The organism is Croceibacterium xixiisoli (genome assembly GCF_009827305.1).
Taxonomy (GTDB): Bacteria; Pseudomonadota; Alphaproteobacteria; order Sphingomonadales; family Sphingomonadaceae; genus Croceibacterium_C; species Croceibacterium_C xixiisoli.
The window spans coordinates 193,633-212,037 of the sequence record NZ_WTYJ01000002.1 but is presented as its reverse complement, the minus strand read 5'-3'; the positions used below and the strand labels follow the sequence as shown (position 1 = coordinate 212,037).

18 protein-coding genes are annotated in these 18,405 nt (G+C 64.8%); 12 read left to right on the top strand and 6 right to left on the bottom strand.

All coding sequences use genetic code 11. The features are described from left to right. Positions 1-8: 8 nt before the first annotated feature. Positions 9-782, top strand: a complete 774-nt coding sequence (locus GRI97_RS10020; protein ID WP_328598533.1) for a Fic family protein — start codon at positions 9-11, stop codon at positions 780-782. Positions 783-791: 9 nt separating this feature from the next. On the opposite strand, the gene GRI97_RS10015 is transcribed toward GRI97_RS10020, so the two are convergent. The 3 genes from GRI97_RS10015 to GRI97_RS10005 form a co-directional block, all read right to left on the bottom strand. Continuing rightward, entirely contained in the window at positions 792-1,409 is a 618-nt protein-coding gene (locus GRI97_RS10015; protein WP_161391052.1) for a glutathione S-transferase family protein, read from the bottom strand. 80 nt (positions 1,410-1,489) lie between these two features. Next, entirely contained in the window at positions 1,490-2,029 is a 540-nt protein-coding gene (locus GRI97_RS10010; RefSeq protein ID WP_161391051.1) for a TetR/AcrR family transcriptional regulator, read from the bottom strand. Then, complete coding sequence (locus tag GRI97_RS10005) at positions 2,010-3,584, bottom strand: MFS transporter (protein ID WP_161391050.1); 1,575 nt, start codon at positions 3,582-3,584, stop codon at positions 2,010-2,012. Before GRI97_RS10005 ends, GRI97_RS10010 begins: the two co-directional genes overlap by 20 nt. 721 nt (positions 3,585-4,305) lie before the next feature. Here GRI97_RS10005 and GRI97_RS10000 point away from each other — a divergent pair. The 4 genes from GRI97_RS10000 to GRI97_RS09985 all read left to right on the top strand — a co-directional run bounded on the left by GRI97_RS10000 (position 4,306) and on the right by GRI97_RS09985 (position 9,365). After that, positions 4,306-4,737 carry a DUF6152 family protein gene (locus tag GRI97_RS10000; RefSeq protein WP_161391049.1) on the top strand — a complete coding sequence of 144 codons (432 nt, stop codon included), beginning with the start codon at positions 4,306-4,308 and terminating at the stop codon, positions 4,735-4,737. Then, complete coding sequence (locus GRI97_RS09995; protein WP_202392697.1) at positions 4,734-5,600, top strand: hypothetical protein; 867 nt, start codon at positions 4,734-4,736, stop codon at positions 5,598-5,600. The genes GRI97_RS10000 and GRI97_RS09995 overlap by 4 nt, the downstream gene beginning before the upstream one ends. Continuing rightward, positions 5,600-6,607, top strand: a complete 1,008-nt coding sequence (locus tag GRI97_RS09990; protein WP_161391048.1) for a hypothetical protein — start codon at positions 5,600-5,602, stop codon at positions 6,605-6,607. The genes GRI97_RS09995 and GRI97_RS09990 overlap by 1 nt, the downstream gene beginning before the upstream one ends. Before the next feature lie 205 nt (positions 6,608-6,812). Then, positions 6,813-9,365, top strand: coding sequence for a TonB-dependent receptor plug domain-containing protein (locus tag GRI97_RS09985; protein ID WP_161391047.1), 2,553 nt, complete (start codon positions 6,813-6,815; stop codon positions 9,363-9,365). A 66-nt stretch (positions 9,366-9,431) separates the two neighbouring features. Here the strand turns inward: GRI97_RS09985 and GRI97_RS09980 are convergent, their stop codons facing one another. After that, on the bottom strand, positions 9,432-9,893 hold the full coding sequence (locus GRI97_RS09980; RefSeq protein ID WP_161391046.1) for a hypothetical protein: 462 nt from the start codon (positions 9,891-9,893) through the stop codon (positions 9,432-9,434). 152 nt (positions 9,894-10,045) lie between these two features. Here GRI97_RS09980 and GRI97_RS09975 point away from each other — a divergent pair, with 152 nt between their 5' ends. Then, on the top strand, positions 10,046-10,408 hold the full coding sequence (locus tag GRI97_RS09975) for a hypothetical protein (RefSeq protein ID WP_161391045.1): 363 nt from the start codon (positions 10,046-10,048) through the stop codon (positions 10,406-10,408). Positions 10,409-10,723: 315 nt separating this feature from the next. Here GRI97_RS09975 and GRI97_RS09970 read toward each other — a convergent pair whose 3' ends face one another. Then, positions 10,724-11,119: a hypothetical protein gene (locus GRI97_RS09970; RefSeq protein WP_161391044.1), complete on the bottom strand. Its 396-nt coding sequence runs from the start codon at positions 11,117-11,119 to the stop codon at positions 10,724-10,726. A gap of 1 nt (position 11,120) precedes the next feature. Then, complete coding sequence (locus GRI97_RS09965; RefSeq protein WP_161391043.1) at positions 11,121-14,180, bottom strand: TonB-dependent receptor domain-containing protein; 3,060 nt, start codon at positions 14,178-14,180, stop codon at positions 11,121-11,123. Between the two features lie 587 nt (positions 14,181-14,767). On the opposite strand from GRI97_RS09965, the gene GRI97_RS09960 reads away from it, so the two are divergent. From GRI97_RS09960 to GRI97_RS09935, 6 genes are read left to right on the top strand one after another with little or no spacing between them, the layout of a single operon-like run. Beyond that, positions 14,768-15,331 (top strand): hypothetical protein, encoded by a 564-nt coding sequence (locus GRI97_RS09960; protein ID WP_161391042.1) that lies wholly within the window; start codon positions 14,768-14,770, stop codon positions 15,329-15,331. A gap of 18 nt (positions 15,332-15,349) precedes the next feature. Beyond that, positions 15,350-15,751: a hypothetical protein gene (locus tag GRI97_RS09955; RefSeq protein ID WP_161391041.1), complete on the top strand. Its 402-nt coding sequence runs from the start codon at positions 15,350-15,352 to the stop codon at positions 15,749-15,751. Beyond that, positions 15,748-16,746 carry a hypothetical protein gene (locus tag GRI97_RS09950; RefSeq protein ID WP_161391040.1) on the top strand — a complete coding sequence of 333 codons (999 nt, stop codon included), beginning with the start codon at positions 15,748-15,750 and terminating at the stop codon, positions 16,744-16,746. The genes GRI97_RS09955 and GRI97_RS09950 overlap by 4 nt, the downstream gene beginning before the upstream one ends. 13 nt (positions 16,747-16,759) lie before the next feature. Then, positions 16,760-17,200: an antitoxin YezG family protein gene (locus GRI97_RS09945; RefSeq protein ID WP_161391039.1), complete on the top strand. Its 441-nt coding sequence runs from the start codon at positions 16,760-16,762 to the stop codon at positions 17,198-17,200. Positions 17,201-17,235: 35 nt separating this feature from the next. Then, complete coding sequence (locus tag GRI97_RS09940; protein WP_161391038.1) at positions 17,236-17,850, top strand: glutathione S-transferase; 615 nt, start codon at positions 17,236-17,238, stop codon at positions 17,848-17,850. A gap of 4 nt (positions 17,851-17,854) precedes the next feature. Next, a complete protein-coding gene (locus GRI97_RS09935) occupies positions 17,855-18,400 on the top strand; it encodes an SMI1/KNR4 family protein (RefSeq protein ID WP_161391037.1) in 546 nt (181 codons plus the stop codon). Positions 18,401-18,405 lie beyond the last annotated feature (5 nt).

The following is an 18,405-nucleotide window of genomic DNA, read 5'->3' as shown; positions in this document are numbered from 1 at the left end:
GATGGGTGGTGCGAACACTGGATCAGATCAAGGCCGATATTGCCGGCTGCAAGGCCGCGCTGGATGGCCTGCGCGCGTTGCAGGGGCATACGCTGGACCATCTGCAACGCTATTACGATGTCGAACTGACCTATACCTCGAACGCGATCGAGGGGAACACGCTGACCTATCGCGAAACCGCCGAACTGATCGAACATGGCATCACCGTGGGTGGCAAGCCGCTGCGCGATCATCTGGAAGCGGTCGACCACTATGATGCCGTGCAATGGATGCGCGAAACGGCGATCGGCGGCGATCAGGTCAGCGAAGGCATTGTGTGCGAACTGCACCGGCGCATCGTGCTGCGATCATCGCCGGACATTGCGGGCATTTACAGCAACCATGCCCGCCGGATCGCCGGTTCCCCGGTGATATTCCCCAATCCGGCCAAGATACCGGTGCTGATGGAACAGTTCGGGCAATGGCTGGCAGCAGCGCCGCCGACGCCGGAGGCTGCCTTCGATGCCCATTACCGCCTCACGGCCATTCATCCGTTCAGCGATGGCCATGGGCGCGCGGCACGGCTGCTGATGAATTTGATGCTGTTGCGCGCGGGCTATGTGCCGGTCGCCGTCCGCCCGGAAGACCGCAAGTCATATCTGGACAGCCTGGAGCATGCCTCTCTCAGTGATGGTGATCTCGAACCGTTTCAGCGGGTCATGCACATCAGGCTGCATGACACGCTGAGGGATTATGTGACCGCGCTGAGCGAGGGGATCGCGCCGGAAGGTCGCCACCCCTAGCCGCGCGCCCTAGCCGCGTTCGCGTTCCAGCACGGTCTGCACCGCCGGATCGGCGGCCAGCCGGTCATGCAGCGCCTGCACGTGGGGGAAAGCCACCAGCCCGTCATCCAGCTTGGCCCGGGCCCAGCGGATCATCGGGAAAGCATAGGCATCGGCCACCGATCGCCCGCCGTCCAGAATCCATTCGCGCCCGGCCAGATGCGCATCCAGCACGCCGATCTGCTTGCGCACCAGCGCCAGCCCGGCGGCGATCACCGCCGCCCTGGCCGCGTCGCTGCTGTCGGTGGTGTAGCGGGCAGGCATGAACACCGGCCAGAAGGCAGCGTGCAGATCGCTGGTCATGAAGCTGCACCAGCGATGCAGTTCCGCGCGGGACCGCAGATCCCCACCGCCATCCAGCCGCGCACCGCCATGCTTGGCCGCCAGATATTCCAGGATCGCCCCGGCCTGCGTCAGCACCCAGCCATCATCTTCCCGCAAAGCCGGCACCGCGCCGCTGGGATTGACCGCCTTCAGTTCCGCCGACCCGGTCTTCACCCGCACCGCTTCATAGGGGGAGCCGATCCATTCCAGCGTGATATGCACGGCCAGCGAACAGGCGCCGGGCGAATAGAACAGGGTCGTCATGGGCAGGGGACTCCATTGGCACGGGCAAATCGCCTCTTGGTCGCGCCGGGTAAAGGCAAAGCAAGGCCGAAAAACGGCAGCTATTCGCCCTGTCCGATCATCGCTTCCAGCCGTTCGGCGATCTTGCGTTTCAATTCGGGCGGAATCGGATGGAACGACAGCACATCGCTGATCCACAGCCCATCCGCCGCGAGGCGGGCGATGAAGCGGCTGACGCCGGCCTCGTCTTCCGGGGCCGGCACCGGCGGGGTCCAGTGATCGACGGCATCGGCCCATAATTGCACCAGCGCGGCATCGCCTGCGCTTTCCAGCATCATCAGCAATTCGCCGCGCGTCGCCGCCTTGCATGACACGCGGATATAGGCTGCTTCGCGTTCGGCGGCATTGCCCTCCCCCGCCGGCTTGCCCAGGGCCACGGCCAGATCGGCTTCCCACCGGTGGACCATATGTTCGTGGATCGCCTGCACCAGCGCCGCGCGGGAGGGGAAGTGATAGATCAGCCCGCCGCGCGTGACGCCAGACCGTTCGGCCACGGCATCGAAAGTGATGCCGGTCACGCCCTTGTCCTCGATCAGCCCGACGATGCTGTCGAGAATCTCCTCACGCTTGCTCGCACGCAATGGCGCTCTCCTGTGTTGTGTCCGGTGCTGCGACCGGTGCGTTGCGGCGCAGCAGGCGCGCCGTCACCAGCGCGCCGGTCGCCAGCATGGCCGCAATCAGCCAAAGCACTTTCAGGAAGGCGGCGTCAAACGCGGTGGCCGCCGCCATGCGCAGGGCGGCGCCATCCGCTGCCGAACCGGCCAGTTCCAGCGCCGCGACGATCCCGCCGCGTGCGGCCTCCGGCGCGCCGGGCGGCAGTTGCAGGCCGATGCTGTAGAGCGCGGGCAGCAGGCTGCCGAGCAGCGCCACCGCCGCCAGCCCGCCCAGCTCATAAGAAACCTCCTCCACAGAGGCGGCCATGCCGGCGCGGTGCACGGGGGCGTGGTTCATGATCGCGCTCGACGCGACCGAGATGGTCGCGCCGATGCCAGCCCCCGCCAGGCACAACGTCGCCACCAGCCAGGCGAGCGGAGCATCGGGCTGCGCCATCACCAGCGCCGCCAGCACCACCGCGCCGGCCGCCAGCGCCATGCCGCCGCTCATCAGCAGCGGTAGCCCCAGCCGATGAAGCAGCGCCCCGCCCAGCAGCGCCGTCGGCAGCGCGCCCACCGCGATCGCCGATACCAGCAGGCCGGCGTGCATCGGGCTCATCCCATCCACCAGCTGGAACCGCTGGGTGATGATCAATTGCAGCCCCGCCAGCGCGAACAGCACGAAGCCGGCCGCGAGCACCCCGGCCAGAAAGGCAGGGTTACGGAACAGCGCAAAATCGATCAACGGATGCGCCAGCCGCGCCTGCCGCCGGGCGAACAGCACCCCGGCCACCAGCGCAGCAGCCAGCGCCACCAGCGGCAGCACCAGCGCCTGACCGCTTCCGGCTGCACCCTGCACCATGTCCTGCGCGGCATGGGCGGCCTGCTTGATGGCCAGCACCAGACCCGCCAGCGTCACCAGCGCCAGCACCGAAGACCAGCCATCCCATGGCGCCACGGCCCGGCCTTCATCGACCGGATTGGACGGCGCGATCAACCAGCCAGCCACGAAGGTCAGCACCACCACCGGCACATTGATCAGAAACACCGATCCCCACCAGAAATGCGACAGCAGCAGCCCGCCGATCACCGGCCCCAGTGCCGCGCCCACGATCGCCAGCGATCCCCAGACGGCAATCGCCAGATGGCGTTCCCGCTCATCGGCAAAGCTGATGCGGATCAGCGACAGCGTGGCCGGCATCATCGCCGCCGCCCCGACCGCCAGCAGGGCCCGCGCGCCGATCAGCATCGCCGCCGATGGGGCAAAGGCAGCCAGCAGCGATGCCAGCCCGAAGATCGCCAGCCCGGCCAGGAACAGCCAGCGATGGCCGAACCGATCCCCCAGCGTGCCCGCCCCCGGCAATAGCCCGGCCATCACCAGCGGATAGGCATTGACGATCCACAGCATGGCCGACGATCCGGCATCCAGTTCGCGCGTCAGCGTCGGCAAGGCGGTGTAAAGGATGGAATTGTCGAGGGTTACGAGCAGCAGGCCGGCAGACACCAGCAACAGCACGCCCCAGCGATTGGGCACGGCAGACATGGGAGACTCCAAAATAGCGCGCAAACTATACAAACATGTTTGTATAGTTTCAATCCCGCATCCGCTGGCCGTTGCGCCAAAGTTGTACGAAAGCTGTACTGGGCCCGCTGATAGAACCTCTTGCGCCTCAGTTTCAGCAGACTCGCTTGACGCGCAATCTCAATCGAATTAGTTGAGATTCGTGAGGCAGCTGATCCCAGCCTCCGTTTCGTCCCCCGGGATCCGCGGCTTTTGATCGGGAAAGCAGCTTGCTCCGCGTTACCAAAGGCTAAAGCGCGCGATGCCCAGGCGACCACGCCCGGTGTCGTGTTCCCTCCACGGTGAGGTGATACGATGCGTATGATGAAAATGGCACACTGACCCCCAAGGCACAGCGCAGGTCGCCCCCGTCAACTGCGGCCCTATCCGGTTGTCGCGTAACACCCGGTCCCGTCGCGCCCGTATCGGGCGTGGCCTGCGCTATCGCCACGGGCTCAGGCCTGGTCTGATCCGCCCCCGTTTCGTCCGGCCTCCCTCTCCCTGACATGCACTGTCGGGCCGGTCGCAAACGGGGCGGCATCAGCCGTCCTGCATCCATCACCATCCATCCATTCGCCCGACATGTTCCCCCCTGGGGACCAATGCCGGGCGCGATGCTTCGCGTCCTGCGGGCCCGCCGGCCCCGGGGTGATCAATTGGCACACCACAGGGTGACCGACATGGTGGCCGAGGAGACTAGAACATGAAGACAACCATTTTTGGCGTCGTGGCAGCAGCCGGCATCGCCGCCCTATCGCTCGGCATCGCCACTCAGAGCTTTGCCCACCATTCCTTCGCATCCGAATTCGACGTTGCCCGCCCGGTCGAGGTGCAGGGCCGCGTGACCAAGGTCCGCTTCGTCAATCCGCATGCCTGGCTGTTCGTGGATGTGCGCAACCCGAATGGCACCACCACCAATTGGGGCTTCGAATTCGGATCGCCCAGCGTGCTGGCGGCCAAGGACATCAGCCGCACCGATGTGCCGATCGGCTCCACCGTGCATATCGCCGGCTTCCGGTCGAAGAACACCGGCCCGTTCGGTTATGCCCAGGAAGTGGACCTGCCCGGTGGCCGCAAGGTCCAGGTCGGTAGCGCGCCCGATGCGCCGACCCTGCGCCGGGGTCGCGGCCAGTGATCGGATTTCGCCCTTTCCTGCAGGGTACGGCAGCGCTGGCGGTTCTTGCCGCCGCGCTCGCCTTGCCCGCGCCGGTGCTGGCGCAGAACGCCGCACCCGCTGCCAGCCAGACAGCCGCAGCAGCAGCCATCCCGCGCCTGGCCAATGGCCACCCCGATTTTTCGGGCGTGTGGCAGACACTGAGCGAGGCGGATTACGATCTGGAACCGCATGAAGGCCGGCGCGACGCGCCGCCCTCTGCCGGGGTGGTGATCGATGGCGCGACGGGCGGCAAGCTGCCCTATCTGCCCGAAGCGCGCGAGCAGCAGCAGGCCAATTTCGAAGCCCGCGCCGAAGACGATCCGCGCCTGAAGTGCTGGACGCTGGGCGTGCCGCGCAGCGTCTATTACCCGGCGCCATTCCAGATCTTCCAGCGGGACAATGATCTGACGCTGGTGCATCAGTTCGGCCATCAGGTCCGCACCATTTACACCAATGGTACGCTGCACCCCGGCGTGCTGCAGGAAAACTATTGGCTCGGCGATTCCCGCGCCAGCTGGGACGGCGATACGCTGGTGGTCGATGTGACCCATTTCAATGCCGAAACTTGGCTCGATCGTTCCGGCAATTACCACGGCGAAAAATTGCATGTGGTGGAACGCTGGAACTTCATTGATGCCAACACCATCGCCTATCAGGCGACGGTCGAAGATCCCGAAGTATTCTCCCAGCCCTGGACGCTGGAAGTGCTGCTGCACCGCCGGCGCGACCGCGATTTCCAGCTGATCGAGGATTACTGCCACACCCTGCCCTATGCCGATTATTATCCGCACAATGTGGAAAAATCCGTGGCAGCCCGCCCTGCGCAAGAGGAAGGCCAGTGATGACCGGATATTCCCACCGCCTATCCGTCGCGGCTTTGGCGCTGATCGCTGCCGCCACCCTGCCGGCATCCGCGCTGGCGCAGCAGGCCGTCGCGCCCAATCCCGAAACGGTGATGCAGAACCGCTGGAGCGGCACCATGGACCCGATCGCATCGGGCGAATGGACCGGCGCGCGCCTGCCCGATGGCCAGCCCGACGTCTCCGGCCATTGGTCCAACACCATCGCCAATCACAGCAATTTCACCGATCCGCAGGGTGGCCCGCCGGGCGAACCATCGCGCCAATTCGCCCTGCCGCGGGATCAGCGCGCCCCCAGCCGGGTGATCGATCCGGCCGATGGGCACGTACCCTATCTGCCGGCAGCCGCCGCGCTGCAGGCCGATTTCGCCGCCCGCTTCACCAACCCGACCGATCAGCATCTGGTGGAACCGCTGGTGCGCTGCGCCCCGGGCGGCGTGCCGAAAAGCTTCTTCTGGCATGGCTATGAAATCCGCCAATATCCGGGCGTGGTGCTGTTCCTGTTTCAATCGGGCACCCGCATCATCCGCCTGGATGAGAAGCCGTTCCTGCCTGACAGCATCAAGCTGTGGAACGGGGATTCGCACGGCCATTGGGAAGGCAACACGCTGGTCGTCCGGGTGCAGAACAACAATGGCAAGGCGCTGTTCGGCCGTTCGGGCGATTACATGAGCGAAAATGCCGTGGTCGAGGAACGCTATGTCTTCGACAACAACAACAAACGCTACAATTACCTCGCCACTTTCACCGATCCGACCGTCTATTCCCGCCCCTGGACCGCCATGGTCCCGGCGCGCCGCTATACCGAAGCCGATGCGATCGATGGGTGGCATTATGAAGTGATCCCGGCCGACCGCCCGAAAAATCCGGACGGCAGCGATCAACCGCTGATGCACGAACATCAGGAACGGATTTGCATCGAAAACAACGGCCCGTTCGGCGGCGGCGCGATCGGCGTGCCGCAGGTCGGCCCGATCATCGCCCGATAACGCCATGAAGATCTGTTTCATGCGCCGGTCCGGCCCACCCATCTGATCTGCGGCCGAAAGGTCGCTCACCACACAACCAACGGCGCCTGAACAGGGGGCGGAAACCCCCGGGCGCCGGACATGACAATGCGAAGCAGCCTGACGCGCGCACGCCACCGCTTGCGCGCGAAGGGAGGCGCTCGCCCGCAACAGGGTAACAATGACAATGGCATATTTCCGTACCAAGATCCGTTCCGGCGCCCGCTCCGGCATTGGCCTGGCCGCACTGCTGGCCGGTCTCTCCGCCCTTCCCGCCCATGCCGCCGACACGGCAGAGGCAGCAGCAGAAACCGCTGACGCCGCCGCCGAAGCCGCCGATGATGCCAGCGCCGCCGCAGACGACAGCCGCGAAGACGGCATTTTCGTCGTCGGCACCCGGCGCGGCACTCGCGTGCTCGAAGCCGCCAGCCTGATCGATCTGGTGTCCCGCGAGGAACTGGACCAGGGCGGCGCCATCACGCTGCAGCAGAGCCTGTTCCGCATCTCCCCCTCCTTCAACTTCCCGCAGGGTTCGGCCGCGCGCGTCGGCGGCGGCGCCACCCGATCGGCATCGCTGCGCGGGCAGAACCCCGATCTCACGCTGGTGCTGGTCAATGGCAAGCGCCGCCACGGCTCGGTCGCGACCGGCGGCACATTCCCCTATGGCGGGGCCGGCTATGCCGACATCAACGCCATTCCGCTGGCCGCGATTTCGCGCGTGGAAGTGCTGCTGGACGGCGCATCGGCGCAATATGGTTCGGACGCGATCGCCGGCGTGCTCAATCTGGGCCTGCGGGAAAATGACAGCGGCGGCGGGCTGACCGCGACGCTGGGCACTTACAAGAAAGGCGATGGCGAAACCGGCGCGCTGAGCGGCTGGATCGGCACAAGTCTTGGCGGTCGGGGCTTCCTGAATGTCAGCGCCGATTATTCGCGCCGGGGTTCCACCGATCGCAGCGGGCCGGACATTCGCCCGCGCTATTTCCGGATCGCTGACGACGGCAGCCTGCTGCCGACCAACAGCACCGCCGGCACCGCCGACCCGCGCGAACCCTATGGCCGCGACCGGGTGGGCCAGTGGGGCAATGGCCAGGTCGAACATCTCGCCGTGCTGGCCAATTTCGGCTATGATCTGACCGATCAGCTGCAGGCCTATGGCTGGGTCAACTATGCCAACACCAACACCCGCAGCTGGGTGAACCCGCAGGTTCCCTCCTCCCCCTCCAACATCCGCGCGATCTTCCCCGATGGTTTCCAGGTGGTTGGCGAATATTATGACGACAATTACTCGGCCGTCGGCGGGCTGAAGTATGATGCCGGCGCCAGCGGCAGGTTCGATCTGTCGCTGATCTATGGCCGCCACGCGCGCGACACGCATAATTTCAACCTCGTCTCCCCCTCTTACGGGCTGGATAGCAAGACCGATCTCTATTCGGGTCAGGTCACGGCCGAACAGTTCACCAGCGCGCTCGATTACGATCTGGATATCGATGCCGGGCTTGCCCGCCCGATCGCGCTGCAGGCCGGCATCGCTTTCCGCCATGAACGCTGGTGGATCAGCAAGATCGGGGAAGAACAGTCCTGGAACCACGGCGGCGTGCCAATCCTGGATGGTTCGCAGGCCGGCCAGCCCGCCGGCTGGGGCGGCACCGAACAGGGCAATGCCCCGTGGGACGTGACCAGCGGCAACCGCCAGGTGTTCAGCGGCTATATCGGCGCCGATTTCCATCTGACGGACAAACTGCTGGTGGAAATCACCGGTCGCGGCGAACATTATTCCGACTTCGGCTGGACGGCGACGGGCAAGTTCTCCGCCCGCTATGACATCTCCCCTGCCCTGGCGCTGCGCGGCACGGTCAGCAATGGCTATCACGCCCCCAGCGTCGGCCAGCTTGCGTATCAGAGCAGCGGCTATGCCGGGACATGGAACCATTCAGGCATAACACCTGAACCGAACCGTACCAGGCAGGTTACCCCTGGCAGCACCGTTGCGCGGGCTCTGGGTGGCGGACCGCTGGAACCGGAAAAGGCGCTCAACATTTCCGCCGGCTTCGTGCTGCGCCCGATCGAGAATGCATCCCTGACGGTGGATGTCTATCAGATCGACGTCGACAACCGCATCGTCACCACCCAGGCGCTGACCGGCGCCGTGGTGGAAGCAGCCACGGCGGCCGCAGGCATCCCCGATTACAAGAGCATCACCTTCTTCACCAATGGCCTGGACACGCGCACCCGCGGCGTGGACACGCTGGCCCGTTACGGCATTTCGCTGGGGCAGGATGCCAGCCTGGATCTGTCAGGCGGGTTCAGCCTTTATGACACCACGGTGCAGCGGGTGCGCGCCAATACGGTCAGCTCGGTCGCGCTGTTCCAGCGCAATGTGATTCTGAACCCGGAACTCGGCACGCCGGAATACAAGATCGTGCTGGGCGCGGATCTGACAGTGGGCAAGTTCTCCGCCTCCCTCAACCAGTTGTTCTATGGCAAATACACCTATGTCCACCCGACAAATGCCGCCAATGACGAAGTCTATGGCGCGAAGGGCTACACCAATATCGAAGCCACCTATCGCCTAACCGATTCCACCCGGGTCACGGTGGGGGCAAACAATGTGTTCGATACCTATCCGGCGCAATTCATTGCCGCCAATCAGGTCAACGGCATCAACCGCTATTCCTTCATCCATCCCGAAGGGGCCAATGGCGCCTATTATTACGCGCGCCTAGCGGTTGATTTCTAAGCTTTCCGAACTCCTCCTCCGGAGAACTCCTGGCCGGATGCCCTGCGCATCCGGCCGTTTTTGTGCTCATTCCTGCGTGGCATGCACCATCACGCTGGCGCGACGGCGTTCGACCAATTGCCGCACCCCGGCGGCGCTTTCCAGCCGGTCGAAGGTCACCACCACATCGGCATCATGCGCAGTGGTCGGCACCAGGGTGAATATCTGCTGCGGCGCGCCATCCGCTGCTGCTGCATCTGCCAGCCGATGGATCTCCAGCAGCTGCGGATCGCTGGCCCGCACCACCCATTCCACTCCTTCGCCTCCGGGCAATTGCACCTGATTCACCCCGTCCTTCGCAGTGTGGAAGGTGCAGCCATCCTCGGTTTCCGTCAGCGTGGTGCAATCCGCCGCCTTGGCGCCCGGCCGCTGCGGATTGGGAATGGCGAAGGCCGGCGCATCCAGAGCGGGTGCGGTGGCCGCCTGCACACCCCCGGTGGCCGCGATCAGGGCCAGCGAACCGGCCAGATTTCCTGTGATGGGGCGCATGATCATTCCTCGCTGATTGCCGCTCTGGGCATGTCTGCCGGTGGATCTATCAGCGCGGGGGCGAGCAAGGCGCTCTTATGCAGGGCGGTTTATGGGACATTTTCTCATCTGTTCGATAGACCTGTGCTGTCGAAATCACGGGAATCGCATCGATGGCGAAGAAAACAGCCGAACAGAAAGCTGCCGAGGCACTACGCTATACGGCCGCCAGCGGGGCCGCCAATGCTGCGGAGCTGGAACCCTTTCTGACCGACCCCAACCAGGGCATCCGCGCCTATGCGGCGATGAACCCGGATGCCGATGCCGGCATTCTGGACCGCTTCGCCGATGACAAGTTCTGGGGCGTGCGCATGGAAGTCGCTCGCCACGCCAATGTCAGCGACATCACGCTGCGCCGCCTGCTGGAACCCAGCCCACCCAAACGCGGCGTGGTGCATCACGCGGCGCGGGAGAAACTGGAACAGCGGGGGATTGTGTTCGGGGCGGATGGAATGCCAGTGGAGGGCCCAGGCTGAGGGGATGTTGTTGCAGAGCTAAGGCAACCGATCGCCATTTTGCAGGGCCTTGCGCGACTGACACCTGCCCATGAAAATCACGCAGTAAAACAGCCCGTTCGCCGTCATACCGGACTTGATCCGGTATCCATGTCTCGTTCCGCTCGGATGGTGAAGGCGAAGTGCCAGGCTGGACTCCAGAAACGCTGCTGGCGGCGAGCCTACGCCGGACCCTGCGGCGATGGCGGCATGGATGCCGGATCAAGTCCGGCATGACGCAGTGCGTGTAGGGGGGTGGTGCCCCGCCCCCCTCTGCCGTGAAGGACCTGTACTCCGTCAATCCCGGCGGTCCCAGGTGGCCCGTTCGAAGCGGTCGATCAGCCCGCGCATCTTGGCCTGTACGGCGGCAAATTCGGGGGTACCCTCTGCGGCGGCGGCGTCGGCGGTGCGGGCTTCGATCGTGGGGTATTCGCATTCCCAGATCACATAGGGGCCGCCGGTGTCCTGACTGACGCGGACATAGACGGTGCCGACCTGGAGGCCGAGGCGCTGGCGGACGGCGGAGGCTTCGAGGCGGGTGGCGAGCACGGCGTCTGCCTGGCCCGGCTTGGGATAGTATTTGTTCTGCACCAATATGCTGCCGGGTGCCTGATCGGTTTGGGCCGGTTGGGTTTCAGCATGGGCGGTGGTGGTCAGCGCCAGCATCAGCGCGGTTGCGAGCAGAGTTTTCATGTCAGAACTCCACCGTTGTGGTTGCGTACCAGGTGCGGCCGAAGGGGGTGTGCAGGCCGGCGTTGTAGCCGATGGCGCCATTGGTCAGCGGCGGATCGCGATCGAACAGATTGTTCACCCCCAGCCGAAGCCGCGCATTGGGCACGTCGGAGCCGGAGAGGGCGAAGCGATATTCGACATTGGTGTTGACGGTGAACCAGCTGCCCACGCGGTAGAAGGCATTGGTGACATCGTTGATCGCGCCGGTGTTGTCGAAGGCGCCGACATATTGGGCGAAGGCGCCCGCCGACCAATTGCCGCTGGCCCAGTTGAGGCTGGCATTGCCCTGCCATTTGGGCCGGCCGTTCTGTTCCAGCAGATCCCCGCCGGCAGACACGGCAATGGCCGGTTCATTCAGCGCGATGATCTCGGCACCCTGGCTCGAGACGGTCTGATAGGCTTCGAGCAGGCGGGAGGCCTGGATGCCAAAGCGGAAATCGCCCAGCGGCGTATCCGACAGGCGGTAATCCACAGCGATATCTATGCCGCGCGTCAGGCGGGAATCGAGGTTGAGGAAGGGATCGAGCACCTGGATGATTTCCCCCGCCGGGGCGAGGCCCGAGCCGGCGAAGAAGGCAATGTCTTCAGGCGTGATCGCCTGACGGATCACCGAGGCCTCGGAGCCGCCAGCCAGCCGCGCGGCGTAATCCAGCGCCGAGAAATTGGCGAGGCCGAACAGGCCGTGGATGCCGCGCTGCTTGATCGACCAGTAATCGGCGGTGATCGTAAGGCCGGGGACAAAGAGCGGTTCCAGCACCACACCGAAGGAATGGGAATTGTTGTATTCTGGCTTCAGATCGACATTGGAAATGCGCAGGCTTTCTGCCTGGGCATTGCCCACGGTGCCGCAGGCGCCGAGCGTGGCGATCTGCCCCTTGTTGAGTGCCGCCTGGCAGCGATACCAGTCCCGCACCGCCGACACGCGGCCGGTGGGCGGGCTGTTGAGCAGGATCAGATTGGGGGCCTTGAACCCTTCGGCATAGGCGCCGCGCAGCTTGATGCCGCGAATAACTTCCCAGGAGGCGGTGAAGCGCGGGGTGAAGACGCCGCCGACATCGCTGAAATGTTCGACCCGCCCGGCCAGCTGAATATCGAGGCGGCGCATCAGCGGAATGTTCAGATCGGGATTGACCAAGGGTACGGTCAATTCGGCAAAGGCGGAATAGACATCCCGCTTGCCGAAGAGATCGGCCGAGGCGCTGGAGCCGAGGATATCGCTGGCGTAATTCACCCCGGTGACCAGATCGGTGAAGGTGATCGTGCCGTCCTGGCGCGGATCGCGATCCTCCGTCAGGGTTTCATGGCGGAATTCGACGCCGGCGGCAAAGCCGACATCCCCCGCCCAGAGGCTGACCAGCCGGGGGTTCGACACCTTGAAATCGGCCAGAAACAGGCTGGTCTTGTTCAGGCGGGTGGCATCGACCGTGATGGCATCGATCACCGATTGCGGATTGGGCGTGCCGTCCCCCACCGTGGGGCTGGTCAACGATCCGCCGTTGAACAGATTGTAAGCGCTGGATGTTTCATTGGCGAGCGCGCGCTGGAACAGCGTGCTGCTGACCAGGTTCGATGTGTCGCGCGTGCGCGCTTCGGAATAGAGCGCGGCGGCATCGTAATCCCAATTGCCGATCTGGCCGCGCAGGCCCAGCAGGGCGCGATAGCTGCTGGTATCGACATCGACGACGATCGGCCCGGTATCGACCAGCTGCACGCGGGTGCCGGTGGCCGAATTGTTGATGACGATCGGGATGCCTTCTTCGGGTGCATCGATGCCCGGCAGGCGGTTGGGGTTGAGCCGGCCGTCGCTGAAGCGGACCGGGCCGAAGGGGTTCCAGTAATTGTTCGCCGGGATGACCAGCGGCGTGGTGGCGAGCGGGGTCAGCCCTTCGCGCTGGATGACCGAATTGGCGCCATAATAGGAAATTTCGGCGTAAAGCTCTGCCTGCTGCGAAAATTCATGGCTGGCGACCGCGAACAGATTGGTGCGGCGAACGGCGGGGAAGAGATCGCGATCGGCATTGCGATCCAGCCACAGGCTTTCATCGATCCGGCCATCATCCAAGCACAGGCTGTCGCTGAGTTGCGCGGTGCAGCCTGCGTAGCTGCCGGGCTGGATATGGAACAAGCCGGTGGCCGAGGTGATCAGATTGCCGTTCTGTCGCACCGGGCGGCCCAGCGCGAACTGGCCCCAGGGGGTGTTGTCCGTGGTGCCGCGAAAATCCAGATCCCCTTCGAAATCGGTGCCGGCGACCAGATCACGCTTGTCTTCCGAACGGGAGAACCAGCGATCGCGCGTGTGCAGCGCCGTCTGGCGCGAAAAACTGCCGAACAGCGACAGGCGCGTACGTCCTTCGTTGAAGGAGAAGCCCGCCTGACCGTTGAACACCAGTTCATCGCTGGAGGTTTGTTCGGGCGTGCGATAGGTGGCCGAGAGTTTCAGCCCTTCGTAATCGGTCTGCAGCACGGTGTTGACCACGCCGGCCACGGCATCGGCGCCATAGAGTGCCGAGGCGCCATCGCGCAGCACCTCCACCCGCTGCACGCCGAGCACCGGCAGCGAGTTCATGTTGTAGGTGGTGATCGGGATGCTTTCTTCGCCCGACTGGCTGCCCGGATGCTGCACCATGCGGCGGCCGTTGATCAGCGTGAGCGTGTTGCCCGTGCCCAGGCTGCGCAGATTGATCGAGGCGACATCCCCGCGCACGGCATTGATGCCGGCGTTGAAGTTCACATTGTTGGTCAGCAGCGAGCCGTTGCTGGGCAGCGTGCGGAACAGATCATCCCCCGAAATGGCGCCGGTGGTGGCAATCGCCTGCGCGTCGACCACGGTAACCGGGAGGGTGCCGGCGACGGCCGAGCGTTTGATCTGCGACCCGACGACGGTGATGACGTTGGGTTCGGCTTCGGCCTGATCGGGCGCTGGCGCAGGCGCAGATTGGGCGTGAGCGGCAGGCGGGGCCAGAGCGAAAAGAGCGGTTCCGGCCAGCATGGCGGCGCCATGACGCAAGGGAGAGATCGACATGAAAAGGGGCACCTGACGAACAAACGGGGTTGAGGCGCCCTGCCCGCCGATTGCGCGCACAGCGCCGTGTCGACGCGGCCGGGCCGGTCGAAGCGGAAAATCGATGATGCAGGAGGTGACACGGCGCGCGCAGGCGACCGGCCATTCCGGCAGTTGGGGATGTGCGAGACCTGGCGTGGTCGCCTCGGGATCGCATTGGCTGCTGGCCACCCACAGTGGGAGGGCAGCCTGCTTTGTTAGATTTCAACCTAATTGGTTGAGAATGGCGAGTCAATCGGGGTGGTTGGTGGTTTGCCGCAGTTGCGAAGGGAAAAATTGGGCAGCGGGTGGGCTGGAAACACTTTGTTACGGAAGGGTGCGGGTGGGTGGGGAGATGGTTGGCCGCCGGCGCTCCCGCCTTGGCGCGTGGCCTTCGACGAGCTCAGGCCGAGCGGGTGTGGTTGTTGAGCGAGAGGCTGAGGGCTGCTGACAGCGTGGGCAGCGGGTGGTCTGGAAACCATCTCTTGCGGGCACCGTTGTACCCGCAATCCGGTATTCCCCGCCCGGCATTCATGAGCCGGACACAATCGAACGGCCAGCCTGACACCATGAAAACGCCCGCCACCCTGCCCCGCAAGTGCCTGGCCGCCCTGGCCGGCACGGTTCTGATCAGCCTTTCGGCCGCCTGCGCCGCCGAGGAGCAACCGACCGAACAGCTCGATCCGGACACGCAGACCGTGGACGAGATCATCGAGCAGGCGGACAAGGTTCACCCGGCAACGCTGTATCAGCTGGCCGGCCAGCTGATGGCGCAGGGCCGGCGCGATGAGGCGGTGAAGTGGTTTTATGTCGGCCAGTTGCGCTATCGCTTTCTGCTGGCGGCCAATCCTTCGGCGCGGGCCAAGGATGAGCCGCTGTTCGCCTCGCTGAGTGAATCCGTCGGGCGGCCGGTGAATGAATATGCGTTCGGCGATGTGGATGCGGCGGTGAAGGAAATCGATGCCGCGCTGGCCTGGGATGCGGCCAATCCCAATGCCATTACCCCCAAGGACGGCCATGCGGCGGAACTGGCCGAATTGCGCGCCGGTTTGCAGAAGATGCGCGACGACATGGTCGCGCAGAAGGACCTGATCCGCGAGACCCGCACCCGCAACGGGCTGGAAAACCGCTAGACACGAGAGGAAGGCCCGATGTTCATGGCTCTGACCACGATGATCACTGCCGCTGCGCTGCAGCCCGTCCCCGCCAATGAGGTGGCGCCACCGCCGATGGTGGCGAATGACGACAAGGCCGAGGCCGGGCGGCTGCATATCGGCAACACCGGCATTGCCTGCGTGAAAGACCCCTGCCCCCGGCGCGCGGTGTTCGTGCCGGATGAACGCGGCCAGGCCGATCGCAATAATCTGCTCTATGTCGATCTGGACGGTGGCAGGCCCGCGCCGCCATTGGTGGGCAATCCTGAGGATGTGGCAGCAATCGTGACCGCCTGGGACGAACGGCGGTGCCTGGCCATCGACGGGCGGCTGATCCCGGGCGAGAATGACCAGCCCGAGCTGCGGGTGGACCGGATCGTGGGCCCCTGTAACGAATGAAGCGGGGCTGGCTTCATGGGTTTGCCGCCGGGCTGACGGCCCTGACGCTGAGCGGTTGCAGCGATCGGGAAGGTTCCGAGCATGCCGCGCTGGCGCTGGCCGAGGCGATCCACCCTGGCCAGTTCAAGCTGCACGACAGTTATCTGCAGACCGGCGGATATTACGAGGTTGCGCTGGTGAGCCGCACTGACCCGCTGCTGCGGGTGCGTTTCGTGATCGATCGCGAGGCGGGGGAATGCCAATTAGGCAGCCGGTGCGAGGAGCGGTATCGTCGCGCCCATGCCGCCGCCGTCAGCACCGCGATCAAGATGAAGGCGCTGAACGCCGCCTTCGTCAGCTGCGGCGTGCCGATGCTGGGCTTGCATGATCCGGCCAAGGCCCCCGCATTCCGCACGATCGTGGAGCTGGATCTCGACCCGGCCGACCAGCAGCCGGCGCTGAACCGGCTGGCGCCCTGCATTGCCGCCTATCGTGCGGCCCTGCCCGCGGACAGCCCGGCCGATCTGCGCGTGTTGAGCCTGCGCATTCTGCGCCCCCAGGGCAGCCCGGCCCCGGTGCAGCCGATGACGCTGGACAGCCGCCTGCCAGGCAAGCGCGATGACCAGCCCAGCTACATGATCGCGATGCTGCCCGACGAACCGCGGGCGATGGCGGAGAAGCTGCGGCTGTATGCGAATTACGTCCGCGGCAGCGGGTTGAGCGACAAGCTGGCGGAGACCGCACAGCGCGTGCTGGCTGCAGATCCACAAGGCGGGCATGTGCCCAATCATGCGCTGAACTGGCAGCTGAAGCTGGACCCGCAGCGGCTGGACGTAATCCGCACCTATGTGCTGGCCTGCAGCGCGCATGTGCCGGGCCAGGGACCGTGCAAGACCGATGTGGCGGTGCGGATCCGCTATGATCTGGCGAGGGATGAAGCATCGGAAGTGGCGGTGATCCGCAATTTTCGGGATGACCGCGGATCGCCCGTGCTGCCCCCGCTGCCCGGTCGTTGAGAAGGAGAAGCGCGTGCCGCCTGCCGACATTCAAGAGATCGAACAGGATATCGTCCTCGCCATGGCGGGCAATGTGCATGCGGTGATGGACGGCGAATGGGAGGATCGCGAATGGGTGCATCTGTTCGTGGATGCCGAAATCGCCCCCGATGGATCGCAGACCAGCAGCATCACCTTTGCCCTGGCCCGCAAGCCGGGCGGCAGGCTTGAGGAGATCAGTTTCCGCCTGCCGCGTGAGGCGAAGAGACTGTTGAACGATCTGGCCGAGGCGATGCGCCAGCCGGGCGGTGAGCGCTGGTCATCCGCGCAGCTGCGGATCGAGCAGGACGGGCGCTATGGCGTTGAGTTCAGCTATGATCCGCCCCGGCGGCTGGGTGGAGATCTGCTGGACAAAAGGTTCGACGATTACCTGCTGCGCTGGCTGGAAACGCCCGAAGGCGCGCGCTTCGCGTGATTGGCAGGCTGCCCCCGCCCGGTTAGACGCGCCCGATGACCGATGTTCCGATCCTCTACAGTTTTCGCCGCTGCCCCTATGCCATGCGGGCGCGGATGGCCGTGCTGGTGAGCGGGGTGGACTATACCCACCGCGAGGTGGTGCTGCGCGACAAGCCGGCCGCCATGCTGGCCGCGTCGCCCAAGGGCACGGTGCCGGTGCTGGTGCTGGCCGGAGGGCAGGTGATCGACGAGAGCATCGACATCATGCGCTGGGCGCTGGCGCGGAACGACCCGGAGAACTGGCTGGCGCGCGATGATGCGGGGTTGATCGCGGAATTCGATGGGGCGTTCAAATATCACCTCGACCGCTACAAATATCCCAACCGGTATGATCTCGACCCCCTGCCCCATCGCGCCGCCGGGCTGGCGATGCTGGTGCAGCTGGCTGATCGGCTGACAGGGCAGGACTTCCTGCATGGGAAAGAACGCGGGCTGAGCGATATGGCGCTGTTCCCCTTCGTTCGGCAATTCGCCGCGACCGATGCCGACTGGTTCGCCGAAGCGGCGCCGCCGGTGGTGCAGGCGTGGCTGGCGCGGCTGGCGGGATCGGAATTGTTCGAACGGGCGATGATCCGCCTGCCGCAATGGATCGATCCAGTCGGAGAGTAAGACAATGAGCGCAACGATACTGCCGTTCGAGCGACTGCCGAGTGAGGCCGATGTGGCGGCGTTCGAAGGCGAATTCGGCGTGAGCCTGCCGGAGGATTACCGGCAGTTTCTGCTGACATGGAATGGCGGGCATTTTCCCCAGCCGGAGAACATGTTCGAGCGCGGGCTGGCGCTCTGTTTTCCGGGCGAACCGATCAGCCCGGAACTGGCGGAGGTGGATTTCTACGCCACCAATGGACTCTGGGATATCGCGCTGTTTCATGGCCTGCTGCGGCGACCTGAGCAATATGGCGATCTGGCCCAGATCTGGCGGACATTCCGGCATGACAGCCCGCCCGAACTGCTGCCGATTGCCAGCCAGATGGGCAATGCCAAATATTTCCTCTGCCTCAACGGTCCACGCCGGGGTGAGGTGCTGTTCACATCATACGAAACGCACCGCAAATATCACGAGGAAGAGGCGATCACCCAGGCCGATTATATCTGCATGGCCGCCAGCTTCACCGCGATGTTCGACGGGCTGGACTGGCGGCGGCTTTACGAGGACTGAGGCCG

What these genes read in the sequence shown, in the direction of transcription:
- GRI97_RS10015 (WP_161391052.1), bottom strand. Translation starts at nt 1,409, where the DNA reads ATGACGACCCTGTTCTATTCGCCCGGCGCCTGTTCGCTGGCCGTGCAT.
- GRI97_RS10005 (WP_161391050.1), bottom strand. Translation starts at nt 3,584, where the DNA reads ATGTCTGCCGTGCCCAATCGCTGGGGCGTGCTGTTGCTGGTGTCTGCC.
- GRI97_RS10000 (WP_161391049.1), top strand. Translation starts at nt 4,306, where the DNA reads ATGAAGACAACCATTTTTGGCGTCGTGGCAGCAGCCGGCATCGCCGCC.
- GRI97_RS09990 (WP_161391048.1), top strand. Translation starts at nt 5,600, where the DNA reads ATGACCGGATATTCCCACCGCCTATCCGTCGCGGCTTTGGCGCTGATC.
- GRI97_RS09985 (WP_161391047.1), top strand. Translation starts at nt 6,813, where the DNA reads ATGGCATATTTCCGTACCAAGATCCGTTCCGGCGCCCGCTCCGGCATT.
- GRI97_RS09980 (WP_161391046.1), bottom strand. Translation starts at nt 9,893, where the DNA reads ATGCGCCCCATCACAGGAAATCTGGCCGGTTCGCTGGCCCTGATCGCG.
- GRI97_RS09975 (WP_161391045.1), top strand. Translation starts at nt 10,046, where the DNA reads ATGGCGAAGAAAACAGCCGAACAGAAAGCTGCCGAGGCACTACGCTAT.
- GRI97_RS09970 (WP_161391044.1), bottom strand. Translation starts at nt 11,119, where the DNA reads ATGAAAACTCTGCTCGCAACCGCGCTGATGCTGGCGCTGACCACCACC.
- GRI97_RS09965 (WP_161391043.1), bottom strand. Translation starts at nt 14,180, where the DNA reads ATGTCGATCTCTCCCTTGCGTCATGGCGCCGCCATGCTGGCCGGAACC.
- GRI97_RS09960 (WP_161391042.1), top strand. Translation starts at nt 14,768, where the DNA reads ATGAAAACGCCCGCCACCCTGCCCCGCAAGTGCCTGGCCGCCCTGGCC.
- GRI97_RS09955 (WP_161391041.1), top strand. Translation starts at nt 15,350, where the DNA reads ATGTTCATGGCTCTGACCACGATGATCACTGCCGCTGCGCTGCAGCCC.
- GRI97_RS09950 (WP_161391040.1), top strand. Translation starts at nt 15,748, where the DNA reads ATGAAGCGGGGCTGGCTTCATGGGTTTGCCGCCGGGCTGACGGCCCTG.
- GRI97_RS09940 (WP_161391038.1), top strand. Translation starts at nt 17,236, where the DNA reads ATGACCGATGTTCCGATCCTCTACAGTTTTCGCCGCTGCCCCTATGCC.
- GRI97_RS09935 (WP_161391037.1), top strand. Translation starts at nt 17,855, where the DNA reads ATGAGCGCAACGATACTGCCGTTCGAGCGACTGCCGAGTGAGGCCGAT.